This is a genomic window from Paraburkholderia sp. CI3, assembly GCF_050436505.1.
In the GTDB taxonomy this organism is placed as follows: Bacteria; Pseudomonadota; Gammaproteobacteria; order Burkholderiales; family Burkholderiaceae; genus Paraburkholderia; species Paraburkholderia tuberum.
Genome location: NZ_JBNDMI010000004.1, coordinates 444,661 through 468,247, shown reverse-complemented (window position 1 = coordinate 468,247; position 23,587 = coordinate 444,661). Strand labels below are relative to the sequence as shown.

At 60.7% G+C, this 23,587-nt stretch carries 17 protein-coding genes and 1 pseudogene; 4 read left to right on the top strand and 14 right to left on the bottom strand.

The features are described 5' to 3' along the window. Positions 1–46: 46 nt before the first annotated feature. From OKW29_RS23610 to OKW29_RS23590, 5 genes are all read right to left on the bottom strand, one after another. Positions 47–1,411: a DUF1329 domain-containing protein gene (locus tag OKW29_RS23610; protein ID WP_429294921.1), complete on the bottom strand. Its 1,365-nt coding sequence runs from the start codon at positions 1,409–1,411 to the stop codon at positions 47–49. Between the two features lie 76 nt (positions 1,412–1,487). Further along, entirely contained in the window at positions 1,488–1,901 is a 414-nt protein-coding gene (locus OKW29_RS23605) for a RidA family protein (protein ID WP_429292810.1), read from the bottom strand. 17 nt (positions 1,902–1,918) lie between these two features. Continuing rightward, complete coding sequence (locus tag OKW29_RS23600) at positions 1,919–2,752, bottom strand: phytanoyl-CoA dioxygenase family protein (RefSeq protein ID WP_429292809.1); 834 nt, start codon at positions 2,750–2,752, stop codon at positions 1,919–1,921. An 827-nt stretch (positions 2,753–3,579) separates the two neighbouring features. Continuing rightward, on the bottom strand, positions 3,580–3,996 hold the full coding sequence (locus OKW29_RS23595; protein WP_429292808.1) for a hypothetical protein: 417 nt from the start codon (positions 3,994–3,996) through the stop codon (positions 3,580–3,582). A gap of 849 nt (positions 3,997–4,845) precedes the next feature. Next, a complete protein-coding gene (locus tag OKW29_RS23590) occupies positions 4,846–5,136 on the bottom strand; it encodes a DUF4148 domain-containing protein (protein ID WP_121323990.1) in 291 nt (96 codons plus the stop codon). A 290-nt stretch (positions 5,137–5,426) separates the two neighbouring features. Here OKW29_RS23590 and OKW29_RS23585 point away from each other — a divergent pair, with 290 nt between their 5' ends. The 3 genes from OKW29_RS23585 (at position 5,427) to OKW29_RS23575 (ending at position 11,577) form a co-directional block, all read left to right on the top strand. After that, positions 5,427–8,666: an efflux RND transporter permease subunit gene (locus tag OKW29_RS23585; protein ID WP_429292807.1), complete on the top strand. Its 3,240-nt coding sequence runs from the start codon at positions 5,427–5,429 to the stop codon at positions 8,664–8,666. Positions 8,667–8,883: 217 nt separating this feature from the next. Beyond that, positions 8,884–10,041, top strand: a complete 1,158-nt coding sequence (locus OKW29_RS23580) for an efflux RND transporter periplasmic adaptor subunit (RefSeq protein ID WP_429292806.1) — start codon at positions 8,884–8,886, stop codon at positions 10,039–10,041. A 27-nt stretch (positions 10,042–10,068) separates the two neighbouring features. Further along, entirely contained in the window at positions 10,069–11,577 is a 1,509-nt protein-coding gene (locus OKW29_RS23575; protein WP_429292805.1) for an efflux transporter outer membrane subunit, read from the top strand. Here OKW29_RS23575 and OKW29_RS23570 read toward each other — a convergent pair. From OKW29_RS23570 to OKW29_RS23530, 9 genes and pseudogenes are all read right to left on the bottom strand, one after another. Then, complete coding sequence (locus tag OKW29_RS23570; protein WP_429292804.1) at positions 11,558–13,132, bottom strand: heavy metal sensor histidine kinase; 1,575 nt, start codon at positions 13,130–13,132, stop codon at positions 11,558–11,560. The two genes, OKW29_RS23575 and OKW29_RS23570, sit on opposite strands and share 20 nt — an antisense overlap. After that, complete coding sequence (locus OKW29_RS23565) at positions 13,132–13,809, bottom strand: heavy metal response regulator transcription factor (protein WP_121325038.1); 678 nt, start codon at positions 13,807–13,809, stop codon at positions 13,132–13,134. Before OKW29_RS23565 ends, OKW29_RS23570 begins: the two co-directional genes overlap by 1 nt. Before the next feature lie 304 nt (positions 13,810–14,113). After that, on the bottom strand, positions 14,114–14,242 hold the full coding sequence (locus OKW29_RS23560; protein WP_429294920.1) for a hypothetical protein: 129 nt from the start codon (positions 14,240–14,242) through the stop codon (positions 14,114–14,116). Positions 14,243–14,567: 325 nt separating this feature from the next. Beyond that, positions 14,568–15,851: a phosphopyruvate hydratase gene (gene eno, locus OKW29_RS23555; RefSeq protein WP_429292803.1), complete on the bottom strand. Its 1,284-nt coding sequence runs from the start codon at positions 15,849–15,851 to the stop codon at positions 14,568–14,570. 134 nt (positions 15,852–15,985) lie between these two features. Continuing rightward, positions 15,986–17,410 (bottom strand): pyruvate kinase, encoded by a 1,425-nt coding sequence (pyk, locus tag OKW29_RS23550; RefSeq protein WP_429292802.1) that lies wholly within the window; start codon positions 17,408–17,410, stop codon positions 15,986–15,988. A gap of 1 nt (position 17,411) precedes the next feature. Then, complete coding sequence (locus tag OKW29_RS23545) at positions 17,412–18,728, bottom strand: glycerate kinase type-2 family protein (protein WP_429292801.1); 1,317 nt, start codon at positions 18,726–18,728, stop codon at positions 17,412–17,414. Continuing rightward, complete coding sequence (gene hyi / locus OKW29_RS23540) at positions 18,718–19,509, bottom strand: hydroxypyruvate isomerase (protein ID WP_429292800.1); 792 nt, start codon at positions 19,507–19,509, stop codon at positions 18,718–18,720. Before hyi ends, OKW29_RS23545 begins: the two co-directional genes overlap by 11 nt. An 81-nt stretch (positions 19,510–19,590) precedes the next feature. After that, entirely contained in the window at positions 19,591–21,366 is a 1,776-nt protein-coding gene (gcl, locus tag OKW29_RS23535) for a glyoxylate carboligase (RefSeq protein WP_429292799.1), read from the bottom strand. 521 nt (positions 21,367–21,887) lie between these two features. Next, positions 21,888–22,295: pseudogene (locus tag OKW29_RS23530) on the bottom strand (L-lactate permease); the annotation flags it as partial. Positions 22,296–22,777: 482 nt separating this feature from the next. Between OKW29_RS23530 and OKW29_RS23525 the strand changes: the two are divergent. Then, positions 22,778–23,497: a YoaK family protein gene (locus OKW29_RS23525; RefSeq protein WP_429292798.1), complete on the top strand. Its 720-nt coding sequence runs from the start codon at positions 22,778–22,780 to the stop codon at positions 23,495–23,497. Positions 23,498–23,587: the final 90 nt, after the last annotated feature.

Here is a 23,587-nt window from a genome sequence, read left to right as displayed (position 1 = left end):
CGCGCCTCATCGATGCGCGCCGGCCCCCTTTGTGGTTTGCCGAACTTCAGCGCTCGCTCACCGATCGCAGGGATTCGGCCGAGTAGAAGTCCGTCTTGAAACGAGGATCGTTGACCTGCTGGTACCAGCGGACGTCCTTGCCCTGGCCGATCGACGAGGCGTCAAAGACGTAGCGTGCATTGTTGAGGTCGTACTGCGCCATCGGCTCGTTATCGCAGGCGCCGCCCAACTCCCATACCGGGATCGGGTAGCTCTCGCGCATCTTCCAGAGCTTGCCCTGCGCGTCATAGTCCTCGCCCACGAGCGCGAGCCAGCTGTCCTCATCCAGATAGAAGACCTTTTTCGAAGCGACGTGGCGGGCCGATGGCTTAAGCGTTGCCTCGACCACCCAGACGCGGTGCACCTCGTAACGACGATGATCGGACGAAATGCCGTTGGGCGTGGCGACGTCGTGCAGCTTGTCCTTGAAGGTGTACATGCCGAAATCGTCATACGGGACGATCATTTCCTTCTTGCCCACGAGCTTCCAGTTGAAGCGGTCGATGGAGCCGTTGAACATGTTGGATTCGTCGATCAGGTACTGGTTTTCGAAGCCGATCAGCGGCGCATCGTGCGTATAGGCCGGCATGCGTCTCACGCGCCGCTGTCCAGGGAAGTAGTAGTAGGTCTCCGAGTCCTTGTCGAAGTACTGGCGTTGCACGAATGCCTGTCCGGCCAGCGCCGCGGGCGAATCGACCGAGAAATAGGCGCCGAGGTTGAACTGATCGACGTCCTGCGGTGTGGTCTTGCCCTCCTTGCCCGCCGGGAAATAGAACGCCTGCGGGCCGATTGCGTCGATCCAGTCACTACTGCCGGGGCGCGGAGAAATGGATGTCACAACCGGTGACCACTCGATACCCTCGCCGCGATAGCGCGTCTCGTAGTTGAGGATCGCTTCGGCGCCGCTCTTCGGCTGCGGGAAAGCCACCCCGGGAAGCACTGCGGCCTGCACCGTCTCACCATCCGAAGCGAGTTTCGCCGTCGTGAGATTAGCCTTCGAATTCTGCTCGGCGAAGTCCGGCAACTGGCATTCGCGGTGGGACGGATAGACGTCCATGCGGTAACCCTTCGACTGCTTGATGAGCTGGATCTGCCCCGGCGCTAATTTGTCGGCGTACTTGTCGACGTTCGACGCATCGATCGTGTACAAGGGTTTCTCGTTCTTGTGCGACCAGAACTCGCCGCGAACCTTGCCCCATTCCCAGCCTGCAGGCGTGGCCTCCCTGCCGGCAAACGCCGGGACGAGCCCGTCCTTGCTGGCCGCTCGCTCGCCGCCGACCGGCGTGAGGTCGTCGGCAGCGGCCACGCCGGCCATGAACAATAACGCCGCCGTGATGGCAGATGCGGCTCCGATTGTGTGCTTTCTCATCATGACTCTCCGTCCTATACCACGTTCATTTGCAGTACATATCGTTTGATTCAAACCAGGCGTCCCGGGACCGGACCGCTCAGCCCTCGCCGCACCCTGCCACCGCCACAGCCCGAATCTCGATGCACAACTCGGGAAGCGCCAGTTGTGTTACGCCAACCGCGGTCCACGACGGATAGCGCGCCGGGAAGTACGCGTCCTTGACCGCCGAAAAGGCCTCGATCTCGCCGCGCAGGTCCGTGTGGAACGTGGTCAGCTCCACAATGTCTGCAAGGCTGCCGCCCGCGCTCTCGAGCACGGCTTTCAGGGACTCGAAGGCAATGTGGGCCTGCGCCTCCATACCTTCGCCGGCTTTCATATCGGGGCCGATGCCAACCTGGCCGGAGACCCAGATCGTGTCGCCCACGCGTGTCGCGGGCGAAAAATGGTAAGCGTCGTAGAACGCCTGGAACGGCGGCGGAACGATCGATTGCCGCCTGGTGGACGTTGTCATGATGTGGGTTCCTATGGTCACACGAGTTGACGGAAACACGGCGCGCGAAACGGATCACCTTCTTTTAACCCGGCAAGGTCACGGAGGAACAGGACGCCCGCCGGTGTGAAGCCCGAGACGCTCGGCTGTGGAAGTGGACTGAAAACCGCGTCGTCGCCGAAGAAGCGCAGCACGAGCGTGTGGCGATCTGGAAATGCGGCGTCCACCGCGCCGCCGCCGTGCAGCACGCCGGGATGCAGCAGCAGGACGTCGCCCGGCTCCGTCGCCCACGAAATGATGTCGTAGGCAGCGGGGTCGACCCGGCGCTCAGCTTCGATATTCGGTAGGCGCGGCCACGCATCGCCGCCATGCAGAGGATCAGTCGGATCTTCAGCATTTTGAAAGGTCGTGCCATCGTGACGCGGGCCTCGATGCGAGCCGCGCACGATCTCGAGCGCATTTTGTTTGGGTACGGCCTCGAAGCTGATCCACGCATTGGCGAAGTGCAACCCCTCCCATGGCAGGTAGGACGTGTCCTGATGCCACGGCGAGCGACCACTCTTGCCTCCGCTTTTGAGAAACAGCTCCTCCGCGAAATACCAGACGCTATCCGAGCCCCACAGATCCGTGAGCAGTCGGCCGAATGGCAATTCTCCAGCCAGCTCGTCCAGACGCTCTTTCGCAAACGGATTGGCGTTGTCGTTGTGCGTCTTGTGCTCCGTGCCTTCGAACAGGCTGCAGGCCATGGGCCCTGGGTTTTCAATGCCCCAGTCGAAGACCTGCCGGCACCGTGCCAACTGTTGCTCGCTGAGAAGACCTTTGACCAGAACGGCGCCGTCTTCCGCAAACGCCTTGTGCGCGACTTCATCCATGATCGACTCCTGAACCGTCAATCGGCGACCAGGTCGCAAACGCTTCCCGTGGCGCCATAAGTAGAAAATACCACCAAAGTTAGGTCATGATACAAAACTCCAAAAAAGAAGAAAGACAGGGAATTCCCTGCCTTTGTGAGCGTACGGATCAGCCAGCCACTCCGTTAGTCGCGGGATAGGGCTTTCCGCTCCGCCAGGCGGCGTGGGCGACCGAGTCCCTGCCTTCGGTTGACACGAGGCGATGGGCGTACTGTCCAGGCTTCCTTGCTTTATTTTGCACTTTGACCTATCTTAGTCATCGTGTACTACGTAATGAAAATATCCGGTATCTGCGGTCGCGCTGGCCGCGGCAGACGAATGGTGTCGCGTCAGCCGTGTTCCTCTGCAAACATCCACGATCCGGATACCAATCGTAAAGACCGGCTTCTCGGATCACTTTTTAGGCGAAATGGCGGTGTCGATGCGGCGTACGGTCTTGCTCTATGGCGGTGACGTGCTGCAGCCGCTCGGGTAGCAGCCCGGCACCATGGGATCAGAAGACGCTAGAACGTGGCTTGGAGCGGGTATGCCGCAAACCAGGCGCGACCAACTAGCAACGGAAAGGGTAGGAGACGGTAATGTCCAACATTCTCAGCAATTGGATTTATATGGGCAGCAACGCATACGACGAATACACGTTTGTTCCCTGGCTGAACCGGAACGTCTACCGTCGGACTGTAGACTTTAGCCGAGTCTGCATGCTGTAACTTCCTGGGCAAAAAGACCGGATAGCGGGTGACGAGGAGGCCCTGAGGCAGGAACTCCGACATAACTCTAAGACGACCAGATCATTTGAGAGACGCCACGCAAGCGAGCTTTTCCTTATAAAACACCATATTTATGATGATCATCTTGTCATCCTCAATCACTTGATACTCGAAGACGTCTCGGTTCGTTCCTAAGACAGGATGAAGCATCAAATCTCGCCTCGTTTCCGCTTCCAAGCGAGCGAGTTTCGCCCGCTCATCAGGTGCCGAGTCCTGATCCACCCCAAGGAACAGCGGAAACACCGTTACAGCAGCCGTCAGCTTCTTCGTCATCTTGTTATGGTAGTGATAGACAGCCTTTGCAATGGCACTTAACGCATCTACAGCAGCATGGTAGTCAATGAAGGCGGAGCCTTCGAGCGAGTAAGCGTCAGGCGTCTCATCACTTCTGCATACTCCGAATTTCCCCAGAGTCTGATTACCGCTCCCTTTTTTCATCAGGCGAACAATCCCGCGGCTGGCTCGGTCTCTAACTTCCCTATGCACGAACTTGCCAGTAGCAGCAAGGACGAACCGCAGGTACTCGTCCGCGTTAGACTTTCCCGTATTGTGATTTGGACACGACGGAACACTCATCAGTGTTGAGATACCCCGCCCTCTTTCCGGAAAGAAGCCTCGCGGAGGAACGTGCTCCGTTGTAGTACCAGCTTTTTCACAACAATAGCAACCAGTCATAGTCCTATCTTTCTTGTTTTAGAATATGTCGAACTTCACTCATGTCTGCAGGTCGAGCAGGTCGCTGCGTACAAGGATATCGGTCTCGAAGACTAACCGATGGGGCGTGGAGCGGCCCCCTGAATCTCCGGACACCTATCACCTCTTAAAGTCGAGGATAGTCTTGTGACTGGTTTCAAGCCTAGCTAGGGTTTGATTCCACTGGTGCAGCTCATCATCCAAACAACGAGCTCACTCGACCTTCGATAGTGCGATAGAACTCCATCGTTGCGGCGATATCGGCATCGCCCAGATCACGCGACACCAACCACCGATTCGGGTACTAACCGGATGTACGCACTGGCCGCACTCAAGCCCATCCTCGGTGCATCCAGCGCTGTCTGGACGGCCTCGCCGGTGTGCTGGAAATGATCCACCAGACTCGATGCCGGATCCAGCCTCGCGCTCCTATCCAAGGCCACCCAGAAAAGCCAAGCCCCACTTCCATCTCGCGTACAAACTCGCTTCATGCAGTGAGGCTTAAGTTGAGAGCGTTGCCCCGCACAGGGGCAACGCTAATAAACCAATAAGAAATCAAGGAAAGACCAAAGCAGCAGGCGAACAAACCCAGCCTCAATTGGAAGCCGCCGCAGCACCCACACCACCCGCTCCGGCCGTCTTCACAGCCGCTGCTTCCCCCGGATGCTGAATAGCATAAATCTCCCGATTCCGGGCAATCGTCGCCTCACTAGGCGGATAGTCATCCTTAGGCGCCGGCACGAGCCCTTCTGCCTGGGCCTGCTGCAACTGGGCCAGCACTTCAGCCCGCGTCAACCCTGGCGAATTCGACTGAGCAAAAGCAGTCGACCCAATCGACAAACCAAGCGCGGCAACAGCAACAGCCAAAGCGGTAAAACGTTTCATGATGTCTCTCCGAATATGTGCAAGAAATGAGTGGCCTGAACCACGCTTCCCATTCTTGTCATTTCAGCTGTCGGAGCACTGACCTTCGGATTACCGTTTTGTTATCTACGCACCGCGCCTGAATCAGAACAGAAAACCCAAACTCCAGATAACAGAACGGTAATCTATCCGACCACCGCCGGTAAGCGCCACCCCCACACACTCCTGACTCACGAAGAAGCCTGCGTCCCGCGCCGCCAGGCGTTGAAACAAACCGTGCGCTTCCCTCTGCCTCTTTTCAGGAAACCGTCATGTGGATCGTCAAGCTCGCGCTGCGCCGCCCATATACATTCGTGGTTCTTGCGGTGTTGATTTTTATCGTCGGCCCGCTCGCGATACTGCGTACACCCACCGATATCTTTCCGAACATCGACATCCCGGTGGTCAGCATCGTCTGGACGTATAACGGCTTTTCCGCACAGGACATGGCTAACCGCATCACGTCGAACTACGAGCGCGCGCTGACCTCCGACGTCGACGATATCGAGCATATCGAGTCGCAATCGCTGAACGGCGTCTCGGTAGTGAAGATCTTTTTTCACCCGGGCGCTGACATCAATCGCGCGATTGCCGAGGCGGCCTCCAATTCGGCTTCGATCCTGCGCGTGCTGCCGCCCGGCACGTTGCCGCCGAACATCATCACGTACAACGCGTCGACGGTGCCAATCCTGCAACTTGGGCTCTCCAGCGACACGCTGTCCGAACAGCAGCTCTATGATCTCGGCAACAGCCAGATCCGCACGCAACTGGCGACGGTGCAAGGCGCGTCGGTGCCGCTGCCGTTCGGCGGCAAGGTGCGGCAGATCATGGTCGATATCGATCCGCGCGCGCTGCAGGCAAAAGGCCTGTCACCACTCGACGTGGTCAACGCCGTCAACGCGCAGAACCTGATTCTTCCGGGCGGCACCGCCAAAATCGGCACGAAGGAATACAACGTGCAGATGAATGGCAGCACTGACACGGTGGCCGCGCTGAACGACCTGCCGATCAAGACGGTAGCCGGCGGCGTGGTGTATGTGCGCGACGTTGCCCATGTGCGCGACGGCTATGCGCCGCAAACCAACATCGTGCGCAGCGACGGCAAACGCGCGGCGCTCCTCACCATCGAAAAATCCGGCAGCACGTCCACCTTGACCATCATCCAGCAGGTCAAGGCGATGCTGCCGCATATCGCGGCGGGTTTGCCGAGCGCGCTGCATATCACCGCGCTGTCCGATCAATCGGTGTTCGTGAAGTCTGCCGTAGTGGGTGTGGCGCGCGAGGCCGTGATCGCCGCGGCCCTGACCGCGGTGATGATCCTGCTGTTTCTCGGCAGCTGGCGCGCAACGTTGATCATCGCAGTGTCGATTCCGCTCGCGGTGCTGACCTCACTGATCGCACTTTCCGCGCTCGGCCAGACCATCAACATCATGACGCTTGGCGGGCTCGCTCTAGCGGTGGGTATTCTCGTCGACGACGCCACCGTCGCGATCGAGAACATTACGCACCATCTGGAGAACGGCGAGCCGCTGCACGACGCGATTCTGAACGGCTCGGGCGAAATCGCGGTGCCGACGTTCGTCTCGACACTGTCCATCTGCATCGTGTTCGTGCCGATGTTTCTACTCTCCGGCGTGGCGCGCTACCTGTTCGTGCCGCTCGCCGAGGCGGTGGTGTTCGCGATGATCGCATCGTATTTCTTCTCGCGTACGCTGGTGCCGACCCTCGCGATGTATTTGATGCGTGCGCGCAGTGACGCGCCTGTCACGAGCAACGGACCGATTGCACGCCTGATCCGCTTCCAGGCAGCCTTCGAACATCGCTTCGAGATGTTGCGCGAACGCTATCGCGGCGTGCTTGCGTCGGCTATCGCTAGCCCGCGCCGTTTCATTGCGATCTTTCTGCTGCTGTGTATCGGCTCGCTCGTCCTGGTGCCATTCTCCGGCCGCGATTTCTTCCCCGCTGTCGACACAGGGGAAATCCGCCTGCACCTGCGTGCGCCAACTGGCACGCGTATCGAAGACACCGCGCGCATCACCGATGAAGTCGAGGCCCGGATGCGCAGCGTGATCCCGAAGCCGGAACTCGCGGCCATGCTCGACAACATCGGCGTGCCGGTGAGCGGTATCAACCTGACCTACGATTCCTCCGACCCGATCGGCCCCGAAGACGCCGACGTGATGATCACACTCGCAGCCGGACACAAGCCCACCGCTGCCTATGTGGCGACGCTGCGCACCACGCTCTTCAAGGATTTCCCCGGCGTTACGTTCGCCTTCCTGCCCGCCGATATCGTCAGTCAGATTCTCAACTTTGGCTTGCCTGCGCCAATCGATATCCAGATCGTCGGCAACAAGCTCGACGCCAATCGCGTCGTGGCGAACCGATTGCTTGCTCAACTGCGCGGTGTACGCGGCCTCGTCGATGCACGCATCCAGCAACCGGGCGACGAACCCGCGATCAACGTGAATGTCGACCGTACGCGAGCAATTCAGGCCGGCCTGTTGCAACGCGACGTGTCGCAGAACCTGCTGATCGCGCTGTCCGGCAGCTCGCAGACCACGCCGAACTTCTGGCTCGATCCGCACAACGGCGTGAGCTATCCGCTGATGGCGATGATGCCGCAGTACGACATCAACTCGTTGCAGGCGCTCGCCAATATTCCGGTCGCGCAAACCGGAGACACCGGGTCCGGCGTGATGACCACGGCCGCGAACACGGGCGGTCCGGCGCCGCAAAACCTGCTCGGCGCGTTGAGCACACTGACACGCGTCACCCAGCAAGCGGTCGTCTCGCACTACAACGTGCAGCCGGTGCTCGACATTTTCGCGTCGGCGCAAGGACGCGACCTTGGCGGCGTGGCAGCGGACGTGACCCGGATCGTCGATCGGATCCGACCGCAATTGCCGCCGGGCGCGTCGATCGTCATGCGCGGCCAGGTGCAGGCGATGCACGACTCGTTCAGCGGACTCGCGAGCGGCCTGGTGTTCGCCATCGGCCTCGTCTATCTGCTGATGGTCGTCAATTTCCAGTCGTGGCTCGACCCGTTCATCATCATCAGCGGCTTGCCGGGCTCGCTCGCGGGCATCGCATGGATGCTGTTCAGCACCGGCACTCGCCTGAGCGTGCCGGCACTCACTGGCACCATTCTGTGCATCGGCATCGCCACGGCCAACAGCATTCTCGTGATCAACACCGCGCGCGAATTTCACCACGGCGGCAAGCCGCCGCTGCGGGCCGCGCTCGAGGCAGGCTTCAGCCGTTTCCGTCCGGTGCTGATGACCGCGCTCGCCATGCTGATCGGCATGCTGCCGATGGCGCTCGGCCTCGGCGACGGTGGCGAACAGAACGCGCCGCTTGGCCGCGCGGTGATCGGCGGCCTTGCGCTTGGCACGGTGTCCACCTTGCTGTTTGTTCCGGTCGTCTACGGGATGGTGCATGCGTGGCTCGATAAACGACGCGCGGCTCGCACCGCCGCGGAAGAATCCCGCGTTCCCGCCCGCACACTTTGACTCCGACGAGAACTAGCTCATGAACAATCCATCACTTCCGCCGGACCTCGGCGACAGGTCTGAACCGGCTGTTGAGGTTGATAGAGCCGCAGAAGCTGCTCGAGCCACCGATACCGCGCATGCCACTGAGACCGTTCAAGCGGCTCCGTCCGCTCAGCGCGCGAGCGGCAACGAATACTCGCACCCCACCGCCGCCGGAACCGAACGCTCAGCCGACATGACCACAAGCCCGAAGCCGCGTCGCCGCGTGTGGCCGTTCGCATTGGCTGGCCTCGCCGCAGCGTTACTGATCGTGGGCATCGTGCCGCGTCTACACGCAAGCGCCGCGCTGACACAACAGACGCAAGCGCAAAGCGTGCTCAGCGTGTCCGTGGTCACGCCGCGCCCCGCACCGGCCGTCAACGAATTGCTGCTGCCAGGCGCGGTGACACCGTTCGCCGAAGCATCGATCTATGCGCGCACGAGCGGGTATCTGGCGCACTGGAACACCGACATCGGCGCCCAGGTGAAAAGCGGTCAGACGCTCGCCACGATCGACGCGCCCGATCTGGACGCCCAACTGCGCCAGGCCCGCGCCGACGAAGCCACCGCCCAGGCCAACTTCGACTTCGCGAAAACGACAGCGCAACGCTGGCAGGAGATGCTGAAAACCCAATCGGTCGCGCAACAGGATGCGGATACGAAAGTCAGCGACATGGAAGCGCGTCGCGCGATGCTGGCGTCGGCGCAGGCCAATGTCGCGCATCTCGCCGAGCTGGTGTCGTACGAGAAGATCACCGCACCGTTCGACGGCACGATCACCGCGCGCCATGTCGATGTCGGCGCACTGGTGACGGCGGGCGGCACGCCCGGCACGGCGGGTATGTCGGGCGAGCTGTTTCATATCCAGCAGACCGGCGTGCTGCGCGTATTCGTCGACGTGCCGCAGAACGACGCGCCCTACGTGACGCCCGACACCGGCGTGTATCTAACCGCACAGCAATATCCCGGGCGGCGCATTGCCGCAAAAGTCGCGCGCACAACCGATTCAATCGATCCGTCGAGCCGCACGTTGCGCGTGGAGGTCGACGTCGATAACAAGGATGGTGCGTTGATGCCAGGCGCTTACGTGCAGGTGCATCTGCAGTTGCAATCGACCACACCGGCGCTCGACCTGCCAGTCAGTGCCCTGCTCTTCCGCCCCGACGGCGTGACCGTCGCCGTGGTCGACGGCAATGGTCGTGCGGCGCTCAAGACGGTGCACATCGGCCGCGATTTCGGCACGCATGTGGAAATCACCACGGGCCTCGCGGCGACCGACCGCGTGATCGATAACCCCGGCGATTCGCTGAGTACCGGGCAGGCCGTGCAGGTCGCGCCGGCCGCGCACGGCTGAGCGCGAATGATCGAAAGGATGAGTCGAATGTATTCAATCTCTCTTTCACGCCCGTTGCTGCGCCGTTCGATTGTGGCCACGCTGATCGGCGCGCTGCTGAGCGCCTGCTCGACACTGCCGCCTTACCAGCGCCCGACCGCCGAGATCCCAACGCAATATGCGGGCGCGGCGCCCGGCTGGGCACAGGCCGCGCCTGCTGACACAGCGCTCCGTGGCCCGTGGTGGACGATCTTCAACGATCCGTTGCTGAATCAACTCGAAGCGCGCGTCGACGTCTCGAATCAGACCGTGCGCAAGGCGGTTGCGCAGGTGCAGCAAGCGCGTTCGATGGTGGACTATCAACGTGCGGGTTTTTTCCCGACCATCACCGCCGGTGCCGCACAGGATCGCTTCCGGACCTCGCAGAACGTCGAAGGCAAATCGCTCGCGGGCAAGACCGTGCCTGACTATTCGGCCGGCGTCTCGGCGAGCTGGGAGCCGGATCTGTTCGGCCGGGTGCGCGATAGCGTGACCGGCGCGAAGGCCGATGCCCAGGCTAGCGAAGCGGACCTCGAAGCCGTGCGCCTGTCGATGAGCGCCGATCTTGCTGTTGACTATTTCGCCTTGCGCTCGCTCGACACGCAAAAGAAGCTGCTCGACGACAGCGTGACCGCCTACGCCGCCGCCTTGAAGCTCCTGCAGCAGCAACTGAAGGACGGCGCGATCGATGCCTCCGCGGTCGCTCAGGCCACCACCCAACTCGAAGCGACGCGCACCCAGGACACCGATATCGACGTGACGCGCGCGCAGATGCAGCATGCGATTGCCACGTTGATCGGCGAACCGGCTTCGACATTCACGCTGCCGCCGAACGGCTCGGCTGCGACGCCGCCGGCGATTCCCGTAGGCGTGCCGTCGCAACTGCTCGAGCGGCGCCCCGACATTGCCGCCGCCGAACGGCGCGTGGCGTCGGCGAATGCACAGATCGGCGTGGCGCACGCAGCTTTCTTCCCCGACCTGGTGCTGTCGGCGAGCGCGGGGCTGGAGAGCACCTTCTTTGCGCCGTGGCTCAGTGCGCCGAGTTTGTTCTGGTCGCTCGGCCCGCAACTGGTCGGCACGCTGTTCGACGGCGGCAAGCGCACGGCCAGCCTGCATGGCGCGACGGCGCAGTACGACGGCGCGGTCGCCGATTACCGGCAGTCGGTGTTGGTGGCCTTCCAGCAGGTCGAAGACAATCTGTCCGCCTTGCATTCGCTCGCCGACGAAGCCACCAGCCAGCAGCGCGCGACTACGGCCGCCGATCTTTCATTGCGGCTCACGACAAACCGCTTCAATGCGGGAGCCGTCAGTTATCTCGACGTGGTGACGGCACAGACGATCGCACTAACGAACGAGCGCACCGCGGATCAGATTGCGGCACGGCAGTTGGAGTCAAGTGTGCTGCTGTTGAAGGCGCTGGGTGGGACGTGGCACGGGCAGAGTGACACCGCAGCGATGCCGGATGTAGCAGCCGCGACAGCTCCGACTGCGCCAACCCCTAGACCCGCCGGAACGTAAGAACGAATCGCGTGCTCTGCGCATCGCTCTCCGCATGCACCGTGCCGCCGTGCAACTCCATGATCGTGCGGACAATGGCAAGCCCGAGCCCCGTCGACCCTGTGGACCCTTGCGACATACCGGACGAAGGCAAGGAACTGCGTGACGGATCGACGCGATAGAAACGGTCGAAAATCCGCTCGAGATGCTCGGCGGCGATCGGCCGCCCCTCGTTCGACACGGTTACGCGCACCGCATCGGCCGATGCGCGAACGTCGAGCGCGATCTCGCCGCCGGTCGGCGTATAGCGGATCGCATTGGCCAACAGATTGCTGGCGGCGCGGCGAAACAGTTCAAGATCCGCCGTCAACGTTGCCGCGCCGGTGACCTGCACCCTGACATTCGCATCGTCGGCGATGCCCTCGAAGTATTCGGCAATCCGCGTCAGTTCCTGACCGGCATCGAATTTGCGCATGTGTTTGACGAACTGCGGATGCTCAGCGCGTGCAAGGAAGAGCACGTTTTCGATCATTCGCGAGAGCCGGTCGCACTCTTCCAGATTCGAGGCGAGCAAGGATTCATATTCGTCAGAAGAGCGAGGGCGAGCGAGCGCAACTTCCGCAGCGCCGCGCATGTTGCTAATCGGTGTACGCATATCGTGCGCAAGGTCGGCGGTGAAACGCGACAGACGTTGAAAGCCGTGTTCGACCCGTCCGAGCATGGCATTGAGCGCGTTCACCAGTGCTTCAAGTTCGCTCGGCACGCGCGCCACCGTGATCCGCGTATTCAGGCGATTGACCGTGACGAGGCCCGCACTCGCCGCGATATCGCGTAGCGGCCGCAACGCGGCACGAATCAGCAGATAGCTCAGCAGCATCGCCAGAATCACGCCGGCGGCGCCTGCCAGGTTGAGCTTGTCGCGATAGCGGTCGAGCAGCCGCCAGCGGTCGCTCATGTTGCGCGCGATCAGCACGGTCGCCGTATCGCCGTTGTGCAGCCGCGCGTCCGTGAGGATGCCGCGAATCGGTGCGCCGTTGCGGCCAGTCCAGTTGCCGATATCCACGTCGGTGATGCGCGCCGTAGCGGGAATGCGCGTGAGCGGCGGCAGCGCGGCGATCGTCTTGACGCCGCCGGCTTCGGCGGTCTCGCCTGGATCATGGAGGTCGCTTGCCGTGCCTGCTTCGCTCGTTCCATTGGGTGCAGCGGAAGCATCAGGCGCATTTGGGGCCGCCGAGGCAGCGCTGCTCGCCGCGCCGCCCTGCGCCGCAAACGTCTCTCCGGCGTTGTGCTCGATCGCCATGCGCCCATCGGGACCGAATACCTCCATCGACATCGCTTCATTGCCCAGCACGATGCTGCTTAACCGGTCGCCGTGCTCGCGAATCCCTTCCGACGTATCGAGTTCTTCAACGAGCCGCCGTGCATGGCGCGCGGCAAGCACAATGTCCAGATCGTCCTGCGCCTTGATCTGCTTCTCCAGCGCGAGGTACAGAAAACTCCCGACGAGCACGAACACCGCGAGCGTAGTGACGCCGAAGGCAAGCGCGAGCGTCGCGGCGAGCGATCGGCCGCGCATCAGGCGGCGTCCTTCAGTTCGAGCACGTAGCCAACGCCGCGCACCGTATGAATCAGCTTGACGGGAAAGTTATCGTCGATCTTGGTGCGCAAGCGGCGGATCGCGACTTCGACGACATTGGTGTCGCTGTCGAAGTTCATGTCCCACACATACGACGCAATCTGCGTGCGGCTCAACACTTCGCCCTGGCGGCGCGCGAGCAGTTGCAGCAGCGAGAACTCGCGCGGCGTGAGATCGATACGCGTGCCACCGCGTTTCACGCGACGGCGGTTCACGTCCATTTCCAGATCGCCCACCTTGATCAGTTCGCTTTCGCGCGGCGGCCCCCGGCGCGCCAGCGTGCGCACACGGGCCAGCAGCTCGACGAAGGCGAAGGGCTTGACGAGGTAATCGTCTGCGCCGAGCTCGAGGCCGCGCACCCGGTCGTCGACGTCGTCGCGCGCGGTGAGGAACAGCACCGGTGTGGTTCGCGTGCTGCGCAAGGTCTTGACGATGGTCCAGCCGTCCATGCCGGGCAGCATCACGTCGAGCACGATCACGTCGTACTCTTCTTCCTGCGCGAGGATCAGCCCTTGCGGGCCGTCGTTGGCTACATCGACCGCGTAGCCGGATTCCTCCAGACCTTTCTTCAGATACGCCGCTGTTTTCAGTTCGTCCTCGATTACCAGGATTCGCATCGGTTGCTCCGCTTTGCGTTGACAATGAAATCATACCGGCAAGCGCTCCGGCCGGTGATTACGTCCCGGTAATGTGCGTACGCACGGGCACCGGCCATCAAGGGCGAAGACCAGGCGCCGCTGCCCGCTGTCCCGTTGAACATGGACATCCGCAGTGTGCTGACCGGCAGATGTGCGCAGGGTCACCTTACCGGCGGCCGGATATCAACTTATCAAACGGCTTCGCGACTATTTGCGTGATCGTCAGCGGACGTCGGCAAAACGCCGGCTGTTTTGGTGCCGGTGTCGCCTGCGTATTGGGGCATCAGTCCTGCGCGGTCGGATTCAGGGCCTTGGTATTGTCTGCGCAGTCGAAGACCTGATTGGCATCCACCTCATGGCCTCGCGCGATCTCCGCCACTGAGCGACCGCTGGACAGCGTCTCCTCGACAATTCGGCGTTTCTCATCCGGTTACGCCGTCGATACGTCCGCGCGACCTTCGCTTCAGCGGATTCGGTCACTGTGCCCATGATTCCTCTGATGGACACAGTGACATTTGTGTCCGAGGGGAAGCCTGGCGTTGCGTCTGACTGGCGTCTACACGGCGATGGTCGGACGGTTACGGCGCAGTTCGCCACGCTTGCCATGATGGACGGTGGTTTATCTGCCCCTCCCATTGAGCGACCACTGTTGGGGACTCTTAATAACCGCTCTGGGTTCCTATGCGGAGAGTTGCGTCGCGCGCCATGCAACTGACCTAAAGTCACGTGTCCCACAACTATCTCAAGTTGTAGAACGCCGACTTGCCTGGGTAGCTGGCGATATCACCGAGGTCTTCCTCGATGCGCAGCAACTGGTTGTACTTCGAGATGCGGTCCGAACGCGACAGCGAACCGGTCTTGATCTGACCGGCGTTCAGGCCGACTGCGATATGCGCAATCGTCGAATCTTCGGTTTCGCCCGAACGGTGCGAGATCACGGCCGTGTAGCCGGCGCGCTTCGCCATTTCAATGGCCGCGAAGGTTTCCGTCAGCGTACCGATCTGGTTGATCTTGATCAGGATCGAGTTCGCGATGCCCTTCTCGATGCCTTCCTTGAGGATGCGCGTGTTGGTGACGAACAGGTCGTCGCCCACCAGCTGCACCTTCTTGCCGAGCTTCTCGGTCAGCGTCTTCCAGCCTGCCCAGTCGCTTTCGTGCATGCCGTCTTCGATCGACACGATCGGGAACTTGTCGGCGAGGTTCGCCAGATAGTCCGCGAATTCCGTCGACGACAGTTGCAGGCCTTCGCCGGCCAGCTGGTATTTGCCGTCGTGGTAGAACTCGCTGGCTGCGCAGTCGAGCGCGAGCAGCACGTCTTCACCGGCGCGGTAGCCCGCTTTCTCGATTGCTTGCAGGATGGTCGACAGGCATTCGTCGTTGCTGCCGAAGTTCGGCGCGAAGCCGCCTTCGTCACCCACCGCCGTGCTCATGCCGCGATCCGACAGGATTTTCTTCAACGCGTGGAACACTTCGGCGCCGCAGCGCAGTGCTTCGCGGAAGGTCGGCTGGCTGACCGGCACGATCATGAATTTCTGGATGTCCAGGCTGTTGTTCGCGTGCGCGCCACCGTTGACGATGTTCATCATCGGCACCGGCAGTTGCATGGCGCCCGAGCCGCCGAAGTAGCGGTACAGCGGCAGGCCGGCTTCTTCAGCGGCAGCCTTCGCAACGGCCATCGACACGGCCAGCATCGCGTTCGCGCCCAGGCGCGACTTGTTGTCGGTGCCGTCGAGTTCCAGCAGGGTCTTGTCGAGGAAAGCCTGCTCGGAAGCGTCGAGGCCCATGATCGCTTCGGACATTTCAGTGTTGATGTGCTCGACGGCCTTCAGCACGCCCTTGCCGCCGTAGCGGCCGGCCTCGCCGTCGCGCAGTTCGATCGCTTCGCGCGAACCCGTGGACGCGCCCGACGGCACCGCGGCGCGGCCCATCGTGCCCGACTCGAGCAGCACGTCGCATTCGACGGTGGGGTTGCCTCGCGAATCGAGAATCTCTCGACCGATCATATCTACGATGGTGCCCATGGTTCCTTCAAAAAAGTGACCGCTGCGGATGCTTAGTTGAAACTGCCGAGGGTAACGGGCTAATTACATTACTTTTAACAGTGCGCTACCAAAATAGTCCCGTTACCCAAGAGTGCCGTTACCCAACTTGATGCTCACACCATTGCACCGAGTTTGGCTATTTGCAGGAGATTGGTAGTCCCTGATTCCCCAAATGGCAATCCCGCGGCAATCACCACCGAATCACCTTGAAGCGCAAAGCCTTCGCTCGCGGCCGCTTCGCAAGCGAGTTCGATCATCTCGCCGACGTCGTGTGCGTTTCTAAACGGCACCGCGTGGACACCCCAGACAAGGGCGAGTCTGCGAGCGATAACCACCGAAGGTGTCATCGCTATAATCGCTGTGGATACCCGCTCTCTAGCCGCGCGAAGGCTCGTGGATCCCGACGATGTGTACGTCACGGTGACTGCGGGCTCGATTATCCGAACGACTTGCCGCAAGGCGCAACAAATTGCGTCTGCCGTTGTTGACTGCGCCTTGGTATGTGACGCATCGATTCCGGTTCGATACTCGGGATCGCGTTCGACCCGTTCAATGATCCGATTCATGACAGATACCGCGTCCAACGGAAATCTTCCACTAGCCGATTCCGCGGAAAGCATGACAGCGTCCGCACCTATGTAAATAGCGCCCGCCACGTCCGAGGTTTCCGCTCGCGTTGGAATCGGCGAATTTGTCATCGATTCGAGCATCTGCGTTGCGACGATGACGGGTTTTCCGGCTTCCCGACAGCGCCGGACGATTCGCCGTTGCAATTCTGGGATCTGTTCCGCAGGCAGTTCGACCCCAAGATCTCCCCGTGCCACCATAATCCCATCGCAACGCTCAATGATTTCGTCGAGATGCTCAATCGCAAGCGGCTTCTCAAGCTTCGCCATGATCCACGCCCGATCGCCGATGATGGCACGGGCTTCATCAATATCTTCCGGGCGCTGCACGAATGAGAGTGCAACCCAGTCGACCCCGTTCTCGAGCCCGAACGAAAGGTCCTCACGATCCTTGCGGGTAAGCGGCGATATAGGCAGCATCACGCCTGGAACGTTGACACCCTTCCTGTCCGTTATCCGACCTGCGACGATGACGGAGGTTTCGGCAAAGTCACTACCTTTCGCTTCTACACGCAGCTTCACCTTGCCGTCATCGAGCAACAACTCTGAGCCTGCTTCGATTGCTGCAAAAATTTCAGGGTGCGGCAAAGGCGCGCGTTCACTATCGCCCGCTGTCGGATCCAGGTCGAGCCGAAACTTTTGACCGACCGAAAGCTCGACCGCTCCGGCCTGAAACGTTCCGAGCCGGAGCTTCGGTCCCTGCAGATCCAGGAGGACGCCGATCGGCCGACCGGATTCCTTTTCGAGGTTTCTGATGGCCGAAAGGCGTTGTAAGTGGTCTTCGTGGCTCCCGTGGCTGAAATTCAGCCTGAAGACGTCAACGCCAGCATCGAATAGCCGTTGGATCATTCCACTTTCTGAGCTAGCCGGACCAAGAGTCGCGACGATTTTTGCATTGCGAGACCGCTTCATTTCAATTCTCCTGCTGATGGTCAGCGCTTTTCGGAAGTACTAGAACAGCGCGAAAGTCATTCACATTCGTCAGCGTCGGCCCACAAATGACCGAGTTCCCAAGCCCTCCGAAAAAGGTGTGGCCGTCGTTGTTATCAAGACTCGCCTGTGGGTTCATCCCACTCTTCCAGGCACGGTCTAACGTATTGGGTGAGATAAAGGCCCCTGCTATCTCGTCCCGACCGTCAACACCATCGGTATCACAGGCGATTGCATGCACCCCATCTTCGCCCTCCAGGGCAATGGCTAGCGACAAGAGGAATTCGACATTTCGTCCTCCACGCCCGTCGCCCTTCACCGAGACGGTGGTCTCGCCGCCGGAGAGCAAAATAGAGGGCGCCTTAAAGGGCTGATTACGTCGGGCGACCTGGAGAGCAATTCCCGCCATGACCTTCCCGACATCTCGTGCCTCACCTTCTATCCGGTCGCTCAATATGTAGCAAGGAATTCCTGCTGCCTTCGCAACCTCCGCCGCAGCCTCAAGCGCAATCTGTGGGGCGGTGATTATCTGATAAGCAGAACTCGCCAAAGAGGGGTTACCCGGCTTTATCGATTCTCCCGCCCCGCTCTCCAGGATTTGCATGGCGGCCAGTGGCATCGCAATGCCGTAGCGTCGGATAATGTTCAACGCGTCCGCGCAGGTCGATGGGTCAGCAACAGTTGGGCCGGATCCGATATCGACCGGCGAGTCACCGGGCACATCCGAGATCAACAGCGTCAATAGTTGCGCCGGATAACATGCGGCAGCAAGACGCCCTCCCTTTACAGCCGAGAGGTGGCGACGAACGCAGTTGATTTCGCTAATCGCTGCGCCCGAATTAAGCAACGCACGGTTGATATCCTTCTTTTCTTCCAAGGTTAATGGATCAAGCGGCAAAGACAGCAGCGATGACGCACCTCCAGACATAAGGCAAATTACGAGATCGTCTTCGGTCAGGCCGCTTACCAGGTCGAGGATGGTCCGGGTTCCGCGCAAGCCGTTAATATCGGGAACTGGATGCGCTGCTTCGACTATCTCGATCCGGCCGCATTGGACCGCGTACCCATATCGCGTTACCACCATGCCCGTCAGTTCACCAGGCCAAATCTTCTCGAGCGCACTGGCCATCGAAGCCGATGCCTTTCCCGCGCCAATTACAATCGTCCTGCCCTTTGGCGGCGGTGGCAGAAACGGCGCTATACATCGCGACGGCTGAGCAGCTTCCACAGCAGCCGAAAACATTTTGTTAAGCAACTCGCGTGGCTCGTTCTTCATAGCGGTATGAGGCTCATTTGGCATAGGACGATCGGTCGATGCTTTTCAGCCAGCCCAGGCCTTCTGCAGTCGCCGTGTGCGGCTTGTATTCGCAGCCAATGTAGCCGCCATAGCCAAGCGAATCGAGGAATTCGAACAGGAACGGGTAGTTGATTTCGCCGGTGCCGGGCTCGTTGCGGCCCGGGTTGTCGGTAAGCTGGATATGCGCGATCAACGGCAGGTTCTTCCTGATGGTCGCCGCTAGCTCGCCTTCCGTCCTCTGCATGTGATAGATGTCGTACTGCAGGAAGAGATTGTCCGAGCCGGTGGCGCGGATGACGTCCAACGCTTCCGACGAACGGTTCAACGCGAAGCCTGGAATGTCATACGAGTTGCACGGCTCGACGAGCAGCTTGATGCCCTCCAGCTTCAGCGCAGTGGCGGCGAAGCGCAGGTTGTCAACAATCGTCGAACGCGCCTTGTCCGCGTCCACGCCCTTCCGAATGCCGACCAGACAGTTCAGTTGCGGCACCTTCAGCGCTTTCGCGTATTCGATCGCGCGGCCGACGCCATCCTGGAACTCGCTCACGCGATCCGGCAGTGACGCGATGCCGCGTTCTCCGGCATCCCAGTCGCCGGCGGGCAGGTTATGCAGCACAAGCTTGAGGCGGTTTTGCTGCAAACGGTCGCTCAGTTCGGCAATCTTGTACGGGTACGGAAAGAGAAACTCCACCGCATTGAAGCCCACATTTGCCGCCGCGGCGAAGCGCTCGAGGAACGGGACTTCGTTGAACAGCATGGTCAAGTTGGCTGCAAATTTCGGCATGGTCCCTTTCTCTCTGGTCGGTCAGTTGTATAGCGGATCCCGGGCGAACGGAAGGTTCGCCCGGCTGATACCCCGTCGAACTCAATCCAACAGGCTGACGGCGCTCGGCGCATCGGCACGTGTCACGGCGAGCTCTTCAAACTCGTTGATGGCGTCGATCTCGGTGCCCATCGAGATGTTGGTCACGCGCTCGAGAATCACTTCGACGATCACCGGCACGTTGAACTCGGCGAGCATCGACTGCGCTTTTTGCAGCGCCGGCTTCAACTCTTCCGGCTTGAACACGCGAATCGCCTTGCAGCCGAGACCTTCCGCGACGGCCACGTGATCGACGCCATAGCCGTTCGTCTCCGGCGAGTTGATGTTCTCGAAGCCGAGCTGCACGCAGTAGTCCATTTCGAACGCGCGCTGCGCCTGGCGAATCAGCCCGAGGTACGAGTTGTTCACGACGACATGCACATACGGCAGCTTGAATTGCGCGCCGGCCGCGAGCTCCTCGATCATGAACTGGAAGTCGTAGTCGCCGGACAGCGCGACGATCGGCCGTTGCGGGTCGGCCGCGCGCACGCCGAGCGCCGCCGGAATCGTCCAGCCGAGCGGGCCGGCCTGGCCGCAGTTGATCCAGTTGCGCGCCTTGTACACGTGCAGGAATTGCGCGGCGGCGATCTGCGACAGGCCGATCGTGCTCACGTAGCACGTGTCGCGGCCGAACACCTGGTTCATCTCTTCGTAGACGCGCTGCGGCTTCATCGGCACGTTGTCGAAGTGCGTCTTGCGCAGCATCGTGCGCTTGCGTTGCTGGCAATCGGCAACCCACGCGGCGCGATCCTTCAGCTTGCCCGCGGCCTTCCATTCGCTGGCGACTTCGACGAACAGTTCGAGCGCGGCCTTCGCGTCCGACACGATGCCGAGATCCGGGCCGAACACGCGGCCGATCTGCGTCGGTTCAATATCGACGTGCACGAACTTGCGCCCCTTCGTATAGACATCGACGCTGCCGGTGTGACGGTTGGCCCAGCGGTTGCCGATGCCGAGCACGAAGTCGGACGCGAGCATCGTCGCGTTGCCGTAGCGATGCGAGGTCTGCAGACCGACCATGCCGGCCATCAGCGGATGGTCGTCGGGAATCGCGCCCCACGACATCAGCGTCGGGATCACCGGCACGCCGAGCGTTTCGACGAACTTCACGAGCAGGTCCTCGGCCACGGCGTTCAGCACGCCGCCGCCCGACACGATCAACGGCTTGTCGGCATCGTTGAGCAGCGTCAGCGCTGCCTCGATCTGCTTGCGGGTCGCCTTCGGCTTGTAGACCGGCAGCGGCTCGTACGTGTCGATGTCGAATTCGATTTCGGCGAGCTGCACGTCGATCGGCAGATCGACCAGCACCGGGCCCGGGCGGCCCGAGCGCATCAGATGGAACGCCTGCTGGAACACACGCGGCACCAGCGCCGGCTCGCGCACGGTCACGGCCCACTTGGTGACGGGCTTGGCGATCGATTCGATATCGACGGCCTGGAAGTCTTCCTTGTACAGACGCGCGCGCGGCGCCTGGCCTGTGATAGCCAGAATAGGAATCGAGTCGGCCTGCGCGGAGTACAAACCGGTGATCATGTCGGTGCCCGCGGGGCCCGAGGTGCCGATGCACACGCCGATGTTGCCCGGCTGCGCGCGGGTGTAGCCCTCGGCCATGTGCGATGCGCCCTCCACATGGCGCGCGAGCACGTGGCTGATGCCGCCGGCTTTGCGCATCGCCGAGTAGAACGGGTTGATCGCGGCGCCCGGCACGCCGAACGCGGTATCGATGCCTTCTTTTTCGAGCACCAGAACGGCGGCGTCAACCGCTCTCATCCTTGCCATGATCGTATCCTTCAATTATTTCGTGGACGAACTACACCTCATCGATACTTTATTACTGCGTTTTAGTTTGCATAAGGCCAGAAAAGATCACATAAGTCGATATTAAATGTATTGAATAGATCGACGGTTAGTGAAAGTTTCAGTCCGCTCTCAAGTAGCCGACGTCCTCGTCAACATCGATCAACTACGCTCAATACAGGGCGAATTGCGGCCCTCATAATCACGCATTCGAGGAAGACGCCGCCGCAGCGGACGATGGTGCTTAAACGTTTCGGAGTGGCTGTCTACGATTGCTCACGACTCAGTGGCCAGGGCCGGCCGGGCTAGATCGAATGACTGGCGGCGAGAGTCGGACGTCCGGCCTGGTAATCGCCAACCTTTGGCTTGATAGCGGATGCAAAGGAAGAGAACGGCATACCCGAAGTATGCCAATGCCGTTCAGTACCCATCGCAGGTCAGCCGCATCGCAAACCAGCCACTCCTGCGGCGGGCGGAAAGCCGTCTGCCGGGGCGGTACCAGCTTAATGATGCAAAGTCGGGATCATCCATGACAGCACGTGCTGTTGCAGAATCACGAGCAGTCCAAGAAGGAACGTCAGAAATACGCTATGCCAGAAGGTCCGTGCGAAAACGATGCCTTCCTTCCCCTTCAATTCCGTCGTTGAAACGCCAGTCGCGATGTTTTGCGGCGAAATCATCTTACCCATCACCCCGCCGGATGAATTGGTTGCCGCCATCAAGACTGGATCAAGCCCCAATTGTCGGGCTGCCACGACCTGCAAGTTGCCAAATGGCGCATTGCCCGACGTATCGCTTCCGGAGAGAAACACCGCTATCCAGCCGAGCGATGCTGATACCAAGGGGAAAAATGCCCCCGTTGACGCCACGCCCAAGCCTAACGTGTAGCTCATCCCCGAATAGTTAGGAAGAGCGTTTTCGGACTCACTGGCCCGAGGACCGCCGAAAAGCACCCGCTGAAGTATTCGCAAGGATGCTAAAGCTTAAGTACCGGCGCCAAATTCGGCGAGTGTACCAACGCTGTCCAGTCGAGATCCTCCCAACCACATGCGACTGCAGCAGCTCCCCTATCACACACGACGCTGGCGACGGGCATGGAAGCCGCAACGTGTTCTGCCTCCCCAAGCGCCATGTCACAAAACCCACGCCGCCATGTTTGATGGCCTAATGACCTGCATGCACTTCTACAGGCGGGCCGTCGAGGTGGACCCTTTCCCGCAAATCTGATTTCCCGGCAGAGAGCTTCTTGTGACGTGAGTCACATCGGTATCCTTTGCGTGTCCGCTGTCATGCTTGATGCACATGAACACAAGCCAAGGCGGAAAACATCTGGTCTCTTTCCGAGCATCGCGGATCGATACGTCACCACGCCAGAAACAGGGATCCCCAGCAAATGCCTCCAGACCAAACCGTCCTGTCGTCACGTCACGAACTGCGTTTGGCCTGGTCGCTCGCGGCAGTCGCCGGCTTTCTCAATGCGACGGGCTTTTGTGTCGCGGGTATTTTCTCGGGCAACATGACTGGCAATGTGACGTCATTGGCAGACAGGATCGCCACAGGCGACCCGCGTTCGGGGCTCTCACTCCTCGTGATCATCGTGCTCTTCATTGTCGGAGCGATGCTTTCTGCGCTTCTTCTGGAGTTTCGCGGTGCAGGTAACCGGGCGCACGCGTGCGCGATCATCTTCATGGCGGAAGCCGTGTCGCTTGTGGTTCTCGCAGTTATAGACGTGAAGGTTCACACTGCAAGCGGCCTGGTGCTCATTTTCGGACTGAGTTTTCTCATGGGTTGCCAGAACGCAACCGCCGCCGTCGTTTCCAATTTCCGGGTGCGCACTACCCATTTTTCGGGCACATCGACCGATATCGGAGTGAAACTCGGTCTTATCTTCGCTCATGCACTTCAGAGGAATAAGCTGTCTGATCAGGTTGAGCACTTCCACGAACTGAGAGCCAAAGCGCTGACGATGGCAGCATTTTGCGTGGGTGGCGTCGCCGGTGTGACCTCGTATAGCGTGGCCGGGAAAATGAACCTACTTATATCCGCGCTCGGGATCGTTTTTCTCTCGATCCCGCCGCTCGTCGTTTCGCGCAGCCCGCAGGTATCAGCGTAGTTTTTGCAATGCCTGTGGGGGCGCCAACCACATGCCCAATCCGAGCGACGTATTGTCGCGTCCAACCCCGTAGGTTTCGGATTTTTTTAT